Raw genomic sequence first — 17,679 nt, 5'->3', positions numbered from 1 at the left:
TCCACGCTCCTCTGAAAATCTACGAGGACTGACATCCTCTCGTCCAGATGTCGGCCGTCCGGCTTCGTGGCGTAGACATTCGTCCTCGACGGGGCTGTTCGGACTGAGCGTCGCGCCCAGTGACCAGAAAAGTAACGCGCCACGCTCTCCAGCTGGGCGCGGGTCACGGTCGAACTTTGTCGGAGCCCGGTCAGATGCTACCTGGCGCGATGGGGCGGCAGAGACCTGGCAAGGTCACCTCCGCGGTACATGGTCTCGCCAGGAACCGCGTAGACCTTTTCCCCACCGATGGCCTCCAGTCTAGGAGCGAGGCCGACAGTCTCAGGAAGGCCCAGCTTGGCCGTGACTGACGATGGGTGGATTGCTACGAACCAGAGGGAGTACTGTCGGAGCGCTTCTATGTCCAGGTTCGTCTCGCACCCTTCACAGTCGATCTTGAAGACGTCACCGGGGGGCGTCTCTCCCCTCCACGGTCCCCTGAAGTCGAACCAAGGCTCCGAGCGGAGAGCTTTCATCCAAGCTATCCTCTTGCGGTCAGCTTCGAAACCAACGACCTTCGAAGCCCCCCGCATACGCCAGTAAAGAGGGGAGTTTCCCCAGTCACAGCCGACGTCAATCACCGTCTTCCCCTCTAGGTCTATGCCTCGGAGGGGGTAGGACGCAGCAATCTCTTCTAGAGCCCTGAGGCCCACCATCTGCATCCCTCGACTGGCGAGACGGTTGAGAACTTCAATCAAAAGCCAAGTCTGCGGCTTCAAGCCCTTATCTCCAGTGGTGGGCTGCTCGGCCTATGTAAGCCCGCCCGCGCCACGCCCTCCGAGCGCTCCTGCACCTTCTGAGCCTTCGCGTTGCGAGGCAGACGGGGCTCGGTGTCTTCCTGCCTATGCCGACCGTGCGTCACTGCAAGCCCGAACGCGCTCCCGCAGCCTCACCGGCGCGCGTCCATCGAGCAGCACCGACTGTGTAGGGGATACGCTTAAGTCAAGCAGAGCGGCCGAAGGGAGCCGTTGCAGGCGACGCCCGCACGTCCCTGGATGAATGCAAAGGTCGGGACCAGGTACTCCGCCCCCCGCCCTGAGGTCAGGCCACTCTACTCTCTGTTGACGGACTCCGCGAAGCTCCACCCAGCGAACCGGTGCCTCCACTATCAGGGGAGGGACTTCACCTATGCGGAGGTTGACGACATCTCCTCCCGGTTCGCGTCAGCCCTGCAGTCACTCGGGGTCAAGCAGGGCGACAGGGTCGCCATCTTCCTCCCCAACATCCCGCAGCTCGTGTTCGCCTACTTCGGCGTGCTGAAGGCTGGGGCGGTCGCAGTCATGTGCAACCCGGTGTACAAAGAGAGGGAGCTTGAATTCCAACTCCGGGACTCCGGGGCAGAAGTGGTGGTCGCGAGCAGGACCATAGCGAAGGGGATGGACCTGTTCAAGAGCCTGGAAGGGTGTAGGGGGAGGCTCAGCCTCAGGACGGTCGTCGCTACGGGAGTCGGGGACTACCTCCCTCCGCTGAAGAGGAGGCTGGCAGGGCTGGCGGGGGTGAAGGACGTCCAGCGGCCGGACACCGTGGACTTCGTCCAGCTTGTCCGCTCCAACCGGCCCATCGTCGGGTACGCGAAGGTCGACCCCGTCAACGACGTCGCGGTGCTTCAGTACACGGGAGGGACCACAGGGGTCTCCAAGGGCGCCATGCTCACCCACTACAACCTCGTGTCCAACGCGATTTACGGAATGAACCTGTTCCCGATAGGCGAGCAAGACGTTTCGCTCTGCGTCCTCCCGCTCTACCACATCTATGGACTCACCGTGACCATGCTCGCCCCGATCGCCGCCGGGGCCTCCCTGGTCCTCCTCCCCAGCTTCCATGTGGAGGAAGTCATGAAGACGATACAGAATCAGAAGGTGACGATCTTCTCGGGGGCCCCGGCCATGTACATAGCGATCAACAGCAAGCCCGAGGCAGGGAAATACAACTTAAGATCGATCCGCGCCTGCCTTTCCGGAGGGGCCGCCCTCCCTCCCGCGGTCAGGAAGAAATTCATCGAGCTGACCGGCGCGAGCCTGGTGGAGGGGTACGGGCTCTCCGAGACCAGCCCTGTAACCCACTGTAACCCGGTGAGCGGAGGCGAAGTGAAGGACGGTTCCATCGGGCCCCCGTTCATGGAGACAGACGCGAAGATAGTAGACTTGGCCGACAGGAACAAGGTGCTCGGCACAGGGGAGGTCGGCGAGCTGGCGGTCAGGGGGCCGCAGGTGATGAAGGGGTATTGGAACCAGAAGGCCGAGACTGAAGCGGTCCTGAAGGACGGCTGGTTCCTGACCGGGGACATCGCGAAGATGGACCCTGACGGATACTTCTACATCGTGGACAGGAAGAAGGACATGGTTAACGTCGGGGGCCTCAAGGTCTATCCCAGGGAAGTGGAGGACGTCCTCTTCGAGCACCCGGACATAAAGGAGGCGGGGGTCGTGGGCATCCCTGACGCTTTCAGCGGAGAGGCTGTCAAGGCGTTCGTTGTGCTGAAGGACCCGTCGAAGAAGACGACCCAAGAGGATGTGGTCGAGTTCTGTCAGGGGAAGCTGGCCAGGTTCAAGGTCCCGAAGGAAGTGGAGTTCGTCCAGGAACTCCCGAAGACGCTCATAGGGAAGGTGCTCCGGAGGAAGCTCCGGGAGCTCAGCCCTCCACAACCATAGAGACCGCGTTCCCGCCGCCGAGGCAGAGCGTCGCCAGCCCTGTCTTCTCTCCTCTCCTCTTCAGCCCGTATATCAAAGTCGTCAGCACCCTCGCCCCGCTCGCCCCTATGGGGTGGCCCAGGGCCACGGCGCCCCCCCAGACGTTGAACTTCGATTCGTCCACCCCGAGCGCGCTTCGGACCGCGATCGAAGCGGTCGAATAGGCCTCGTTGTGCTCGAAGACGTCTATGTCGCCCACCCCAAGTCCGACCTTCTTGAGCAGCGCCTTGGTGGTGGGGATGGGCGCCTCCATCACCCTGGCGGGCTCCAGCCCACCGGTGGCGTACCCGGTGATCCTCGCGAGAGGCTTCACTCCCAGCCTGTCCGCCGCCTCTTCCGAAGCGACGACGAGGGCGGAGGCGCCGTCGCTGAGCTGAGACGAGTTCCCCGCGGTGAGGACTCCGCCCGGCTTGAACACCGGCTTCAGACCGGAGAGCTTCTCGATCGTCGTGTCCCCGCGGATGCACTCGTCCTTGGAGAACTCCGCTATCTCTCCATCCTCTCTCTTTATCTTCACCTTCACTATCTCATCTTCGAAGTCTCCGGTCCGCGACGCCCTCGCGGCTTTCATGTGGCTCGACAGCGCGAACTCGTCTGCCTCTTTCCTGCCGATTCTGAACCGCTTGGCTACGAGCTCCCCAGTGATCCCCATGTGGTAGTTATGGTAAGCGTCCCAGAGCCCGTCCGTTATCATGCCGTCGAGGAGCCTCGCGTCCCCGAACTTCGTCCCCCAGCGGACCCCCTTGGCTAGGTAGGGGGCGTTGCTCATGTTCTCCATCCCGCCCGCCACCACCACTTCGCAGTCCCCTGCCTTCACGGACTGCGCGGCGAGCATCACCGCCTTCAGCCCTGAGCCGCACACCTTGTTCACCGTGAACGACCCGACGCCGAAAGGTACCTTGGCATGGACCGCAGCCTGCCTCGCTGGGTTCTGGCCCAGCCCCGCCGAGACCACGTTCCCCATCACGACTTCGTCCACCTCGTCGGGGGCGACTTTCGCCCTCTTCATGGCCTCCTCGATTGCGAGGGCGCCAAGTTCGGTAGCCGCAACGCCGACTAGGCTCCTCCCGAACTTCCCTATCGGGGTCCTGCAGGCGGAGAGTATCACAGGGTCGGCCATACCCCCAACGCTCCGGCAAGGTTGGGTAATAAACGACGCCCGTCGGGGAAAGCGCTTTCCCTAAATACAGTCGGAGAAGGGCCCGGGTTCATAATGAATGCCCAGAGCAAGATTTGGATGGACGGGAAGCTTGTCCCCTGGGACGACGCCAAGATACACGTCCTGACCCACGGGCTGCACTACGGGATGGCCATCTTTGAAGGCATCAGGGCCTTCAACACCCCCAACGGCACGGCCATCTTCAGACTCGGGGGGCACGTCGAGCGCTTCTTGAACAGCGCCAAAATCTACAGGATGGACCTGGGGTACTCGGCGAAAGAGATCACGGAGGCGTGCGTCGAGCTCGTCAGGAGCAACCCGGCGAAGGAGTGCTATATCCGTCCCATCGCTTTCACCGCTTACGGCGAGATGGGGCTCAACCCCCTGACCAGCAAGATCTCCGTGGCCATTGCGTCATTCGAGTGGGGTGCCTACCTGGGCGACACGTCGAAGAATGGGGTCAGGGCGACAATCTCGAGCTGGGTAAGAATCGACTCGAGGGCCATGCCTGTCCAAGCGAAGTGCGCGGCCAACTATGCCAACTCCGCCCTGGCGAAGATGCAGGCGCTCTCCGCCGGGTACGACGAAGCGATTCTCCTGAACACCAACGGGATGGTGGCCGAGGGGCCCGGGGAGAACATATTCAGGGTGAAGGACGGGGTCCTGAGCACACCCCCGGCGAGCTCGGGGATACTCAGGGGGATCACGAGGGACACGGTGATCCAGTTCGCCAAGGACGAAAAGATTCAGTTCTACAGAAACGACGCCACAAAGGAGGAGCTCTACACCTCAGACGAGGTGTTCTTCAGCGGGACTGCGGCCGGGATAGCGAGGGTGAGCGAGGTAGACGGCAGGAAGATCGGAGACAACGGGACCCCGATAACAGACCGGCTTGCCAAGCTCTACGACGGAGCCGTCCACGGAAGGATAAAGCGCTACTCGAAGTGGCTTACCCCCGTGAACCCCTAGAGGCTCACGTCACTTCTTCCCGGGTCTCGGCTCTGCAGGCACGAAGTGCACGTCTGAGACCAGGTACTTCGGCGCCTTCCTGAACACAGCCTTGACCTTCATGCCGATGTAGATGTCCTTCTCCTCCGCCCCCTTCAGCCTCGAGAGGAAGAGAGTGTCCACCCCGTCGAACTCTACGAGGGCCAGGTTGAATGGCGTCTCTTTCAAGAACTCTTCGCTCCCGAAGTAGCAGGTGGTCCACGAATGCACCCTTCCCTCGAGCGGTAGTTCGGACCACTCCGTCTCCGACCCGCACTCCATGCAGTGGCTGCGGGGGGTGGCGTACCTGTAATGACACTTCTTGCACTCGCTCCCCATGAGCTTCCCCTCTGCCAGCCCGAGGAAGAAAGGGGTGTCCTCCGCATAGCTGTGGATGTAGTTGATGCTGTATGGTGAGAGGACGACCAGGTCGTGTGTCCCCGCCGGGTTCTCATAGATGGCGGCGCCTTTCTTGTTGACCTCCTTCATCACGTCCCTGAACTTCCTGAACTTCTTTGGCTCCGGCATCTTACGCCCTCTCCATTATCGTGGCTGTCACCGAGCTCCCTGTCCCCGCGTGCGAGTGGATGAGCCCCCTCTTCGCGTCCTTGATCTGGAGGGTGTCGTCCCCGAAGTGCTTCCCTATGGTACCCTGCAGCTGCCAGAGGGCGAACACGCCCTGCATGATCCCCGTGGCGCCGACCGGGTGGCCGCAGGCGATCAGCCCTCCGGACGGGTTGACAGGCATGGTACCCTTGTGGGGGAGGTTGAATCCGTAGTCCATCCCTTCGAGGAACGGGTGCCCTTGGTCGACGAAGTCGTAACCTTCGCCGTACCTGCAGAGCCCTATGTCCTCGTAGGTCTGAATCTCAGAGCTCGCGTAGGCGTCGTGGAGCTCGACGAAGTCGAGCTCTTCTTTCGGGTTGGTGATCCCGGCGTTCTTGTATGCCTCCAGGGCGGCGGCCCTGCCGGCCCTGAACGAGTGGACGCCAGGATACTTCAGCGTCCCGTAGTCGTCCGCCCTTTCCCAGGAGAAGAGGGGGACCTTCCCATGGGGCCTGTCGGCGAGCCTCATCGTGTCAGTGCCGCAGCCGACCCCTTTTATCAGGACGGGCCTGTCGGTGTATTTGGAAGCGACGTCCTCAGACGCCAGGATCACAACGGCCGCGCCGTCGCTCATGGTGCAGATGGAAGGCCTGTTCAGAGGGAACGCGATCATCTCCCTCCCCATCGCCTCCTTCATGGCCAGCTTTTCGGGGTACTGAGAGTAGGGGTTGTGAAGTGCGTTCACATGGTTCTTCACAGACACCATCGCCATCAGCCTCTTCGCCTCCTCGGTGGCGACTCTCTGCGCCTTCCTCTCGTCCTTTATGTCAGCAAACTTTCCCCTCCTGAGGTATTCGTAGATGTGCCTCTGGACCATCAGCGCGTAGTACCCCGTGTAGAATCCTCCCACCGGATAGTCGAAGTTGGTGTCTGAAGCCAGGGCGATGAACTCGTTCCCCTTCCAGGTCTCCACGTGCGACATCGTCTCGAACCCTGCGACCAGGCAGACGTCGTTCCTGCCGCTCGCGACCGTCTCCCACCCCGCCTGTATTGCCTGGCCCCCTGTCGCTCCTCCCCACTCGACCCTCCTCGAGTCTTTGGGGTTCAGGCCAAGGTAGTCCTGCACCATGGACGCGGCCTTCAGCTGTCTCGCAAAGTGGTCGGAGAAGTATGATATCCTGCTGCTCTCGATGTCTGACGCCTTCAGGTCAGGGACGTCCTTCATGGCGTAGTCGAAGGCCCGCTTCACCATCAGTCGGAAGTCCATGTCCGGGTGGGCTTTGGCGAACTTCGTGACCCCGCCTGAGATGACGTAGACCTTCCTCTGGCTAGTCACGCATCTTCCCCCCTGAAGGCTGGGTATTAATTTTCCGCCGAGGCCGGCCTGTCCTTCCGGGCTCCCATACCGACCCCTTTCTCTCTCGCGAGCTCCAGGAAGCGGTCCACCGAAGCGGGGTCTGCCAACGAGCCCTTGCTGAGGACGTCGTCAGGGCGCGCCCCGGCCAGGATCCTCTTTACAGGGACCTCGAGCTTCTTTCCGTTGAGCGTCTTCGGGATGGCTGGGACGGCGACCACCCTGTCGGGAAGGTACCTGGGCGAGAGGTCGGTCCTGATCTGGTTCTTTATCCTGGAAAGGAGGGCGTCGTCGAGTACTGCCCCTCCCCTGAGCGAGACGAAGAGGACCATCTCCTCGGAGCCTCCCCCAGGGGCGTCAACCACGAGCGAGTCCGAGACCTCGTGTACCTTCTCAACCGCCCTGTAGATCTCGCTCGTCCCGATTCTGACGCCGAGCTTCTTGATGGTGGCGTCCGAGCGCCCATAGATCACGCAGGTCCCCCTCCCCGTGATCTTGATCCAGTCGCCGTGCCTCCAGACGCCTGGAAACATCCCGAAGTAGCTCTCCCGATACTTGGTTCCGTCGTCATCTCCCCAGAAGGAGACGGGCATGCTCGGCATCGGCTCGGTTATCACCAGCTCCCCCACCTTCCCGACGACGGGGTTCCCCCCTTGGTCGAACGCCTGGACGCTGGCGCCGAGCGCCCTGCACTGCAGCTCCCCTGAGTAGACCGGGAGGGTTGGGGAGCCTGTGACGAAGGCCGTGCAGAGGTCGGTCCCCCCGCTAAGAGACTCGAGCCAGACGTCGTCCTTGACCTTGGAGTAGACCCACTCGAAGGAGTCCGGGGAGAGCGGGGATCCGGTGGACCCTATGCCTCTGAGCGATTTGAGGGAGAACGCGCTTCGTGGCTCGACCCCGGCCCTCATGCTTGCCGACAGGTAGGCGGCGCTCGTCCCCATGTATGTCGTCCCTGTCTCCTCCATGACCTTCCAGAGGGAGTCGGGGCGGGGCCACGAAGGGTGCCCCGAATAGAGCACCAGCGTCGCTCCCAGGAGGAGGCCGCCCATCAGATAGTTCCACATCATCCACCCTGTCGTCGTGTACCAGAAGAAACGGTCCCCCTCCCTGACGTCGTTGTGCAGGGCCAGGGACTTCAGGAGCTCGACCAGGATCCCGCCCTGGGAGTGCACCAGCGCCTTGGGAAGGCCCGTGGTCCCCGAGGAGTACAGCACCCAAAGCGGATGGTCGAAGGGGACGAACTCGTACTCGAACTCCGACCTTCCTTCCACCGCCCCGTCCCAGCCTATGGCCCCGGGGATCCCTTTCCCCCTGCTCCCCCCGGACACTCCTACGACCTCCCGTATGCTTGGGACCGCCTTCCTGACCGCCGCCACCTCCTCGGCCCTATCTATCCACTTCCCTCCGTAGCCATATCCGTCCGCGGCGATGAGCACTTTCGGCCCTATCTGGCCGAACCTGTCGATGACAGACTGCGGTCCGAACTCCAGCGGACAGCTCGACCAGACCGCCCCTATGCTCGCCGAAGCCAGCAAGCCTATGACCGCCTCGGGGCCGTTCTGGACGTACGCGGCGACCCTGTCGCCTCTCCCCACGCCAAGCTCCACCAGCTTCGCCGCAAGGGAGCCAGCCTTCCTTTCGAGGTCGGCCCACCCCAACGACTTCGCCGACCCTCTTTCCACCATGAAGACTAGCGCATCGCCTTCCCGTTTCTTCGCGAAGACCCTCTCAGTGAAGTTCACTTCGGCGCCTTCGAACCACTTCGCGCCCGGCAGCTTCCTCTCGGGGAGCACGGGATAGTCCGCGTCGGCCACCTCGAAGTACTTCCAGACCGAACCCCAGAACCCCTCCAGGTCCTCCACCGACCACCGCCAGAGGTCCCCATACCCCTGGAAGGTGTGCCCCTTCTTCTCCAGCCACTTGAGGTAGGAGTACATGTTCGTCCTCCTCGCTGAGGACGGATCCGGCTCCCAGAGAAGGTCCCCTTCTGCCATAGGCGACGCGCCCCGAGCGTGAGGGCCGATATAAGCGGCGACCCGGCCGGTCTGACGCTGCCTCCGATGTTGTCGGCGTCTATGTCACAGGCCTCACGATGAATATCGCGATGTCCCAGACGAGGTGGCTGACGAAGCTCGCCTGCTTCCCTCCGCCGTAACGGAACGTGAGCCCCCAGGCAAGGTCTGTGACGAAAGTCGCCCCGACCCAGAGCGGGTTCAGACTGATCGCATGGAGCCCCGCATCGGCGAGCGCCACGACGAAGGCGCTGGCCGTCCCGAACCTGGGGGTGAGCTTCTGCTGAAGCACCCCCCTGAAGAACGACTCGAACCCCGCGGCGTCGAAGAAGAGGACGACGACCTGCAGGTACGACGGAGTGGACGACGAGGCGATGAGGGAGTATATCGAAGTCTCGTCTGCGGCCGTCATGCCGAAGGGGTGGAAGGCAGAGACGCCTGCGGCGGCGGCGACGAATACCAGGTACAGCAACAGCGCCGACAGGAGCCCTACCGCAGCCGCCCTGGCGCTTGCTTTCCTGGATGTCCCGAGCGCGCCGAGGGAGTAGGCAGAGGCGATCATGCACCCGGTGGCCAGGAAGGTGGCGGCGACGAAGTACCCGGGCGGAACCATGAAGAGGACCGCCATGGAGAGCACCACCGCGGCCGTCCCGACGACGAGCCTGGATGTCAGGGCCAACCCCTGCGCCGCCGGGGCTCCCGTTAAAGCCGTTCGGCGAGTGCTACCGTAAATACCTGAGTTGGCAACGCGATTTCATGGACGCCAAGACCGCCTTCATCTCCATGAGGCCCTGGTCTTTCACAATGACGTTCTCTTCGGTGACCATGGGGACCCTCGTGGCGGCGCTCGCCGGCCGGTTCAATCCGCTGTACTATCTGGTCGCGCTCGGCGGCATGGTGGCGTTCCACGGGGCGACAAACATCCTGAACGACTTCTTCGACGTGAAGCACGGAGTAGACAGGGGAGGCGCTCCCACCACCAAGTACAGGCTCCACCCGGCGGCCCTTGGCCAGGCTCCCCTCTCCAGCATACTGGCCCTCTCTCTGACCCTCTACTTGGTCACCCTGGCAGCGGCCTCATACCTCGCCCTGGCCACGAACCTATGGATACTCGTCGTAGTGGGGATAGGCATGGCGGGGAGCGTCCTCTACACCGCAGACCCTGTCGTCCTCAAGGCCCGGGCCCTGGGGGAAGCCACGGTGTTCGCAATGTGGGGGCTCCTGATCCCGCTCGGCTCCTACATGGTCCAGACCGGGACATTCTCCTTGGCGCCGGTGGCCGCCTCGGTCCCCATCGGGATCTTCGTCGCCCTCGTCCTCCTCGCCAACAACATAAGGGACATCGGCTACGACGGTTCGGTGAAGACCAGAACCTTGGCCGTGGTCTTGGGGGCGAAGAGAGGCGAGAGGCTCTACGCCGTCCTCCTCGGGCTTGCCTACGTGGCGGTGGCCTCGGGGGTCGCGGTCCGGCTGCTCCCTCTATGGTCCGTACTGGTCTTCCTCACAGTACCTGGAGCGAGGGGGCTTGTCGCGATGCTCAAAGGCGACGTCCCTGACAACGCGGACCCTAGGACGGCCGCGCTGGCTCTCCAGTTCTCGCTCATCTACATGGCGTCGTTGGTCTTGGCCATCTTCTTCCCGTTCACCCTGCAGGCCTAGCAGGGAGGGCAGCCGCAAGTTCCCCCATCGCGTACCCCACGTCTCCTATGGGCATGACGATGGGAAGGGTGACACCGGACCTCTCGTACTCCCTCAGCCTGTCCAGGGCCTGGTCACCCGTGCCCGTGATGGTGAGCGCCTTGATGGCTTCCTCAGGTATCAACCTCTTTGCCTCTGCTATGTCTCCCTTCTTCCAGGCGTCTTTCATCGGGGACAGCCTCTCCTCCCCGATCCCGTAGGGGGCGAGAACCTCGGGCCTGACGACCTCGGCCAGCTGATATGCGAAGAAGTAGTAGTCCCTCACGACCTGGACCGCCTTGGCAGGGTCGGAGGCGAGGGAGGTGAGCATGTAGGAAGCGCGCTCGACCCGCTTCCCGCTCCTGGCCTCTCCACGCTTGACGTTGTCGACCATCCGCTCCGTCCCCCAGGCGGTGTTCAGAGCCGGGGAAAGGATCGCCCCGTCCGCCACGGTGGCCGCGAGTGCCTGAATCTTCGGAGAAAGTGACGCTATGAATATGGGGACTCTCCCGCTGGGCTTGAACCCCAGGGTAAGGCCATGGACCTGGAAGAACTCGCCGTCGAAGTCCACCCTGCCCCCAGACCAGACGAGCTTCACCACCTCGACGTACTCCTTGATCCTCTGAAGGGGCCTGGTCTTCTCCACCGGGAATATCTGCTGGCCTATGAGGGGGATCGTGGGGAAGCTCCCCAAGCCCAGGCCGAGGGTCACCCTCCCCCCCGAGGATTCGGACAGCGTAGCGAAGGTGGTCGCGGCGGTAACCGGGTGCCTAGTGAACGTGTTAATCACGCCTGACCCGAGGCCGACCCTCTTCGTCCCTGACGCCATGCAGGAGAGATATGTCACCACGTCTCGCTGGTAGAGGGTCTCGTGCATCCAAATCGAGTCGAATCCGAGGGCTTCCGCCTTGACGGCCGTGGCAACCGCGTCCTGGAGGGTGAGCACGGGGTTGAAACCCAGCCCCAGTCTCATTTCCGAGGTCGCTCCCCGTGAGACGCTTTAAGCGTTGCAGCCTTAGCTGACGCGGAGCAGTCCAAGGACGCTCCCGACCTCCTTCTCCTCTTCCAGTGCCCAGAGGCGCTTCAGGACCCTCTTTGCGTGGTACTCATCCATGTACCTCCCCACCAGCCTCAAGAACTTCGCTTCGATGTCGTCCCTCGTCATGGGGTTAGCCGGGTGCCCCTTGGGCAGGTCGACCTGAGCTGTCTCCTTCCTGCCTCCGGCGAAAGACACCGTGACCCTGTTCGGCATCCCCCTGTCCGGGTAAAACGAAGTCAACGCGGGGTCCTCCACCACCTTGACCTTCGCCACAAGGGCGAGGTTCCGGGGGTCCCTCAGGTTGGCCGAGGAGTAGGTCGAGTTGTCGACCTTCCCGTCCAGCAGGGCCATGGCCACCATGTAGGGGAGGCTGTGGTCTGCGGTCTCCTTCGTCTTCGGGGCCCACTTCTCGGGGTCCTTCCCGAGGATGGTGTACGCCGCTTCGTGGGTCTGGACCACGACCGACTCTGCCCTCCGCACGTCCTCCGCCCTCTTCCTGACCTCCAGGGCGGCCCAGATGGCGGACTGGGCATGGTACTCGGCGGGCCAATATTTCACATACGTCCCGTTGACTTTGTACTTCCCTTTTCTCCCGCCGAACTCGTCGGTATCGACTTCGAAGGGTCCCGACACCTGCCGGAAGAACCCCATCTCTCCTTCGAAGATGGGCGAAGGGCCTGTGACTCCCTCTCTGGCGAGGGAGGCGGCGAAGACCCCGTTCCTTGCCGCGTTGGCGAAGGACGCTCCCTTCCACATGGAGAGCTCCCCTGCCCTTACCTGCCTCATCGCTATGTGCCCGTTGAGGGCGAGGTTGACTGCTTGGGTCGCCTTCGCCAAGGGAAGGTTCATCAGCTTCGACGCGGCCAGTGACGAGGAGACCAGGCCGTAGTTCACGTGGTCCCACCCCCTGTGCCTTATGTCCGCCGCGTCGCAGAGCCTGCACTGCACTTCGTAGGCCGCGACGGCCGCGGCCAGGAGTTCTCTCCCGGTCGACCCTTCGGCTTCCGCGACGGCGAAGCTAGGCGCCAGGTTGTCGCTGGGGTGCGCCGGTTCCTTCGAAAGGTATGTGTCGTTGTAGTCGAAGTAGCGGATCATGAAGCCGTTCACGAACGTGGCCAAGTCTGGAGACGACCTGCTCCCGGTCCCCAGGATCCTGGACTTTCCTCCGCTCCTCAGTTTGAGCGCGGAGCGTCTAGCCATCTCGACTGGCCTCTCCATGAACGCCCCCAGGGCACAGCCGAGCGCGTCCACGACCCTCGCCTTCATCTCTTTCACGGTCGTGGAGTCGAGATTCCTGAACTCTGTCGAGAGGGCATACTTCGCCAGCCGGCCAGCCAGGTCCATGGGGACCGGCCGGTCGTGTGAGCTTTTAGGAATTCTCATATATTCGGACTAACCATTAAATCTCGCCGAAAGTCGGCGCCGTCAGGCGTTCCCTTTTGGCGATCTACAGCGCCGAACACAGGAGGCTCATTCGCATGCTGCACCAGGCGGACCATCAGAACTGCTCCGAAGTCCTTTCGTCCCTGGGCGCCTTCATGGAGAGGGAGATCCTTCCCCTCTCCCCGAAGCTCGACAGCGGAGAGGCGTCCATCGCGGCGCCTCGGAGGGCGCTGCTCGAGCAGGGGATGAGTCGGATCCCCTTCCCTGCTGAGTACGGTGGGCTCGGGCTTCCATTCTCTATCTATGCCATGGCCGTCGAACTCTTGGGCACGGCGGACGCCTCCATGGCCCTAAGTGTCGAGATACACAACGCCGTGGCCGAGGGAGTGCTGAAGTTCGGAAACAAGAGCCAGAAGGAGGAGAGGCTGGAGGGCCTGCTCACGGGGAAGAAGCTGGCGTCCTTCGCCCTCACCGAGCCCGCCTCCGGGTCCGACGCAGGGACGATGGCCACCAGCGCCGAGAGGAAGGCCGGGGAGTTCGTCATCAACGGATCCAAGATGTTCATCACTAACGCCGGCGAGGCGGACGTCTACCTCGTCTTCGCGAAGACCAAGAAGGGGCCGTCCTGCTTTATCCTCGACGCGCCAGCGAAGGGGCTGACGTTCGGCCGGGAGCTCAAGAAACTGGGGATGAAGGGCTCGAAGACCCACGAAGTGATATTCAGCGGCTGCACTGTGCCGGAGGAGAACTTGGTCGGCGAGGAGGGAAGGGGGGCCGACTACGCGAAGGAGATCCTCCACGGCGCCAGGATAGTGGTGGCGGCGCTCAACGTCGGGATCTCTAGGCTCGCCTACGACAAGTCGCTGGCCTACGCCAAGCAGAGGAAGGCCTTCGGCAGGCCGATCTCGGAGTTCCAGCTCGTCAGGGCGAAGATAGCAGACATGAAGACAGGGATAGACGCCGCGAGGCTCCTCTATCTCTACGCCTCGAGGGTCAAGGAGATGGGCGACGACTTCGCCTCGGAGGCGTCCCAGGCCAAGGTCTTCGCGACCGAGACGTCGCTGAGGATCTGCGACGAGGCCATCCAGATTCACGGCGGCTATGGATACACCACCGATGACCTTCACCGGCACTGGAGGGACGCAAGGCTTCTTACCATAGGCGAGGGCACGTCCGAGGTGCTCCGCATGCTGATAGCGAGACGGGAGATGGCGAGGGGACCGTGAAGATAGCAGTCTGCGTCAAGCATGCTGTCGACGAGGCAGAGCTGAAGACGGATCCCTCCGGAAGGCCCGTCCTTGCCGGGGCGGTGAGCCGCATGAGCGCATTCGACAAGAACGCCGTGGAGGAGGGGCTCCGGCTGAGGACGGCCCATCAGGGGGAGGTGGTGGTGTTCACCGTAGGGACCGCCGAGTCGAAGAAGACGATGAAGGAGGCGCTGGCCATGGGGGCGGACCGGGGGGTCCTGGCGGTCTCTGACACGGCCGCCACCGACACGATACGGACCGCCGGCCTCCTCGCAGCCGCCATCAGGAGGGCGGGCCCATTCGACCTGGTCCTCTGCTCGGAAGGGTCGTCTGACACCTACAGCGGACAGGTCCCACCGATGCTGGGGGAGCTTCTGGGGGCTGCCTTCGTGGGGTATGCCAGAAAGTTCGAGATCGATGGCCCGCTGGCGAAGGTGGAGCGTTCGCTCGAAGACAGCGTCGAGAGGGTGGAAGCGCCCCTCCCCCTGGTCGCGTCCGTGGTCAGCGAGATTAACGAGCCGCGCTACCCGACTCTCATACAGATCATGCAGGCGGGAAAGAAGCCCCTGGAAGAGCTCGACGGAAACCAGCTCCTCCCCCCGGGAGAGTACAGACAGGCGTCTGTCGTGTCCATGTCCGCGCAGCAGTCGGCGAGGAAGCGCGTGCTCATCGAAGGGAGCCCGGACGAAGCTGCGGCCAAGCTCGTCGACGCCCTTACCAAGGAGGGGGTGCTCGCGAAGTGAGCCCTGCGGTCTGGGCCTACTCCGAGAACGAAGGGGTCTCGAACGAGGTCGCTTCTGCGGCGGCGGAGGTGGCGAAGGGGCCTTCAGCCGAAGCCGTGGTGGTCGAGATAGGCGCCCTCCGGGAGGGTGTGCGGTCTCCGGGGCCAAAGCTCCTCCTGAAAGTGCCAGCGTCCCCGGAAATATCCCCTGAGGTGGCTGCCGAAGCGCTCGCGAGGGCGGCGAAGCAGGCGGCACCGGTGGCGATCCTGATCGGCGCGACGAGGAACGGCCGAGAGGTGGCGTCGAGGCTCGCCGCGAAGCTCTCTGTGGGGTGTCTTTCAGATGCGTCGAGGCTAGGCACCGAAGGCAGCACCCTGACCGCCGAGCGCAACGTCTTCGCCGGGAAGGTCGTGGCGAAGCTGAGCTGCCCCTTCCCCGCAGTCGCGACGGTCAAAGTGGGGCACTACGCCAGGACGGACGCAGCGCCTGGGGAGACAAGGGAGGTCGACGTCGGCCCGATCCAGCCGTTGGTGAAGGTTGTCGGCAGGGAGAAGAAGGCGGCCGGCGCAGTGGACCTGAGGTCGGCGAAGATTATAGTTTCCGCGGGGAGGGGGGTGAAGAAGAAGGAAGACCTCCCGCTGCTCGAAGATCTCGCGAAGGAGATGCACGGCGCCCTCGGCTGCTCGAGGCCCCTTTCGTCCGACCTGGGCTGGTTGCCGGAGGAGTACCACATAGGCCTGACCGGGGTCACCGTCAAGCCTGACCTCTACCTCGCCGTGGGGATCTCGGGACAGCTCCAGCACATCGCCGGGATCAAGGACTCCAAGATAGTGGCGGCCATCAACACGGACAAGGACGCCCCCATCTTCCAGGCCTCGGACTACGGGATTGTCGGGGACCTGTACCAGCTGGTCCCCGCCCTGCGGAAGGCGCTGGCCGCCCGACGATGAGGTCCTGCAGCCGAGAGACATCCTTTAGTGCCCGAAGGACCCGGCTGTGACACATGGCGGGGCTCGACCTCGGATACGTGGCTGTCTACCTCGTCTCTCTGGCGAGCGTCGTCTTCGCAGGCCTCATGGTGCTGCGCCGCTCCAAGGCGACTTCTACCAGCATCGGCCCCAGGAGGCTTCTCGGCCTCGCCGAAGACGAGACCCGCAGGCTGAGGTCCGGGGACCCTGTCTTCCTGATGCACCTTTCGATAGCCCTGGGAATCGGTGTGACGATGGCCAACGCGGTCTTGGACCCGGGGATGGGATACCTCTACCCCCTGAAGGTCCTGTTCTTGGTGGTCTCTGTCCCTCTGACCGCGGGGCTGGTGGCGTCCTTCGTCTGGCGGGTCCAGGTGTACTCCAGAAGCAAGAAGGAAGAGGAGAAGCTGGGGACGTCAGCGCAGTTCACGTCTGCTTCCACCCTCCTCCAGGTCGTCCTCATGCTCGCCATCGGCCTGACCACCTCGGAGCTCGTCCTCATCTGGTTCCCGTCGCTGGTCTATGCGGACCTGCTGTTGGGCGCGCTCCGGAACTCCCTGGTAGCTGTTTACTATAGCAGGCCGAGCGTCAACCTGGTGGGGGGGTTCGACAGGCCCCTGTCGGCTCTCAAGACGCCGTTCAACCTGGCCGACGTGATGTCGGGGAAGACGGACGCTTCCCAGGTCAGCGTGGGGGTGAGCAAAGTCTCCGACTTCGACGGCTCCCAGCGCCTCGCCTTCGATTCATGCGTCGAGATCGGAGCGTGCGAAGCCGCCTGCCCGGCAACGGCCGCCGGCCGCCCCCTGTCGCCTCGGGTGCTCGTGAGGAAGGTAAGCCTGCTTGCCCGCGGTCCGGATGCCGGAGCCAGCCCCTTCAGCGTCGTGGGGGAGGACGAGCTCTGGTCCTGCACTTCCTGCGGCGCCTGCGTGGCCAGCTGCCCCGTAAGCGTCAAGCACCTCGACATAGTCTACGAGCTAAGGCGGGACCTGGTAGCGAAAGGGAAGGTGGACAAGGAGAAGGCCGCCCTGCTGGAGAACCTGGCCCAGAGCCAGAACCCCTACGGGTTGAAGAACGCGAGCAGGGGGGATTGGGCCCGGGACCTTGGGATCGACACGCTTGCTTCGAAACCAGGGGTGGAGTACCTCTACTGGGTCGGGTGCATCTCGTCCTTCGACCAGAGGGCACAGAGGATAGCCAGGGCGCTTTCGAAGATACTCAGGCAGGCTGGTGTCTCCTTCGCGATACTCGGGGGGGAGGAGATGTGTGTGGGGGACCCAGCCCGCCGTCTGGGGGAAGAGGGGAGGTATCAGGAGCTGGCGCTGCAGAACATCGAGAAGCTCAACTCCTATGGCGTGAGAAAGATAATCGCCACCTGCCCCCACTGCTACAACACGCTCAAGAACGAGTATCCCCAGTTCGGCGGAAACTACGAGGTCGTGTACCACACGCAGCTCATCTCCGACCTCATACGGGAGGGGAAGGTGAAGGTCCCCCCCGAGAAGGTCCAGAGCATCTCCGTTACCCTGCATGACGCCTGCTATGCTTCGAGGTACAACAACGTGTTCGACGAACCCAGAGAGATGCTGCGGGCGGCCGTCTCAGACGTCAGAGAGATGGGTCGGAGGAAAGAGAAAACTTTCTGCTGCGGGGCAGGGGGCTCCAACTACTGGTACAAGGTCCCCCAACAGAAGTCGATAGCCGGGATAAGGACGGAGGAAGCCTCCGAGACCGGCGCGAAGACGGTGGCGACCGAGTGCCCGTTCTGCCTCTCCATGCTGGACGACGCCACTAAGGTGGCAGACACAGGGATGGACGTGCGCGACGTGGCAGAGATAGTGGCCGACTGCATCCCCTGA

The 17,679-nt window shown here is 63.2% G+C and carries 14 protein-coding genes and 1 pseudogene; 7 read left to right on the top strand and 8 right to left on the bottom strand.

Features of this window, described 5'->3' with window-relative positions; translation table 11 throughout:
* Positions 1–197: 197 nt before the first annotated feature.
* Complete coding sequence (locus tag JRN21_06305; GenBank protein ID MDG6988922.1) at positions 198–701, bottom strand: hypothetical protein; 504 nt, start codon at positions 699–701, stop codon at positions 198–200.
* Between the two features lie 333 nt (positions 702–1,034).
* Between JRN21_06305 and JRN21_06300 the strand changes: the two genes are divergently transcribed.
* The gene (locus JRN21_06300; GenBank protein ID MDG6988921.1) at positions 1,035–2,690 is read left to right on the top strand and encodes a long-chain fatty acid--CoA ligase; all 1,656 of its coding nucleotides are present in this window, start codon (positions 1,035–1,037) and stop codon (positions 2,688–2,690) included.
* On the opposite strand, the gene JRN21_06295 is transcribed toward JRN21_06300, so the two are convergent.
* Complete coding sequence (locus JRN21_06295; GenBank protein ID MDG6988920.1) at positions 2,671–3,849, bottom strand: acetyl-CoA C-acetyltransferase; 1,179 nt, start codon at positions 3,847–3,849, stop codon at positions 2,671–2,673. The two genes, JRN21_06300 and JRN21_06295, sit on opposite strands and share 20 nt — an antisense overlap.
* 93 nt (positions 3,850–3,942) lie before the next feature.
* On the opposite strand from JRN21_06295, the gene JRN21_06290 reads away from it, so the two are divergent.
* Positions 3,943–4,857: a branched-chain amino acid transaminase gene (locus tag JRN21_06290; GenBank protein ID MDG6988919.1), complete on the top strand. Its 915-nt coding sequence runs from the start codon at positions 3,943–3,945 to the stop codon at positions 4,855–4,857.
* A 9-nt stretch (positions 4,858–4,866) separates the two neighbouring features.
* Here JRN21_06290 and JRN21_06285 read toward each other — a convergent pair whose 3' ends face one another.
* From JRN21_06285 to JRN21_06270, 4 genes and pseudogenes are all read right to left on the bottom strand, one after another.
* The gene (locus JRN21_06285) at positions 4,867–5,364 is read right to left on the bottom strand and encodes a Zn-ribbon domain-containing OB-fold protein (protein ID MDG6988918.1); all 498 of its coding nucleotides are present in this window, start codon (positions 5,362–5,364) and stop codon (positions 4,867–4,869) included.
* A gap of 40 nt (positions 5,365–5,404) precedes the next feature.
* Positions 5,405–6,745, bottom strand: a pseudogene (locus JRN21_06280) (hypothetical protein).
* A 38-nt stretch (positions 6,746–6,783) separates the two neighbouring features.
* Positions 6,784–8,769: an acetoacetate--CoA ligase gene (locus JRN21_06275; GenBank protein MDG6988917.1), complete on the bottom strand. Its 1,986-nt coding sequence runs from the start codon at positions 8,767–8,769 to the stop codon at positions 6,784–6,786.
* A 79-nt stretch (positions 8,770–8,848) separates the two neighbouring features.
* On the bottom strand, positions 8,849–9,466 hold the full coding sequence (locus JRN21_06270; protein MDG6988916.1) for a hypothetical protein: 618 nt from the start codon (positions 9,464–9,466) through the stop codon (positions 8,849–8,851).
* A gap of 77 nt (positions 9,467–9,543) precedes the next feature.
* On the opposite strand from JRN21_06270, the gene JRN21_06265 reads away from it, so the two are divergent.
* Entirely contained in the window at positions 9,544–10,446 is a 903-nt protein-coding gene (locus JRN21_06265; protein MDG6988915.1) for a prenyltransferase, read from the top strand.
* Here JRN21_06265 and JRN21_06260 read toward each other — a convergent pair.
* Both JRN21_06260 and JRN21_06255 read right to left on the bottom strand, forming a co-directional pair.
* Positions 10,430–11,437, bottom strand: coding sequence for an LLM class flavin-dependent oxidoreductase (locus JRN21_06260; protein MDG6988914.1), 1,008 nt, complete (start codon positions 11,435–11,437; stop codon positions 10,430–10,432). The genes JRN21_06265 and JRN21_06260 overlap by 17 nt on opposite strands.
* 42 nt (positions 11,438–11,479) lie before the next feature.
* A complete protein-coding gene (locus tag JRN21_06255; GenBank protein MDG6988913.1) occupies positions 11,480–12,847 on the bottom strand; it encodes an MmgE/PrpD family protein in 1,368 nt (455 codons plus the stop codon).
* A 134-nt stretch (positions 12,848–12,981) separates the two neighbouring features.
* Here JRN21_06255 and JRN21_06250 point away from each other — a divergent pair, with 134 nt between their 5' ends.
* From JRN21_06250 to JRN21_06235, 4 genes are read left to right on the top strand one after another with little or no spacing between them, the layout of a single operon-like run.
* Positions 12,982–14,112: an acyl-CoA dehydrogenase family protein gene (locus tag JRN21_06250; protein ID MDG6988912.1), complete on the top strand. Its 1,131-nt coding sequence runs from the start codon at positions 12,982–12,984 to the stop codon at positions 14,110–14,112.
* Complete coding sequence (locus tag JRN21_06245; GenBank protein ID MDG6988911.1) at positions 14,109–14,876, top strand: electron transfer flavoprotein subunit beta/FixA family protein; 768 nt, start codon at positions 14,109–14,111, stop codon at positions 14,874–14,876. The genes JRN21_06250 and JRN21_06245 overlap by 4 nt, the downstream gene beginning before the upstream one ends.
* Positions 14,873–15,805: an electron transfer flavoprotein subunit alpha/FixB family protein gene (locus tag JRN21_06240; GenBank protein ID MDG6988910.1), complete on the top strand. Its 933-nt coding sequence runs from the start codon at positions 14,873–14,875 to the stop codon at positions 15,803–15,805. The genes JRN21_06245 and JRN21_06240 overlap by 4 nt, the downstream gene beginning before the upstream one ends.
* Before the next feature lie 53 nt (positions 15,806–15,858).
* Positions 15,859–17,679: a (Fe-S)-binding protein gene (locus JRN21_06235; GenBank protein MDG6988909.1), complete on the top strand. Its 1,821-nt coding sequence runs from the start codon at positions 15,859–15,861 to the stop codon at positions 17,677–17,679.

The sequence above is a fragment of the Nitrososphaerota archaeon genome, from assembly GCA_029785825.1.
Taxonomy (GTDB): Archaea; Thermoproteota; Nitrososphaeria; order Nitrososphaerales; family Gagatemarchaeaceae; genus UBA183.
The sequence above is the reverse complement of the archived record's forward strand: the minus strand, read 5'-3'. Positions and strand labels throughout refer to the sequence as shown.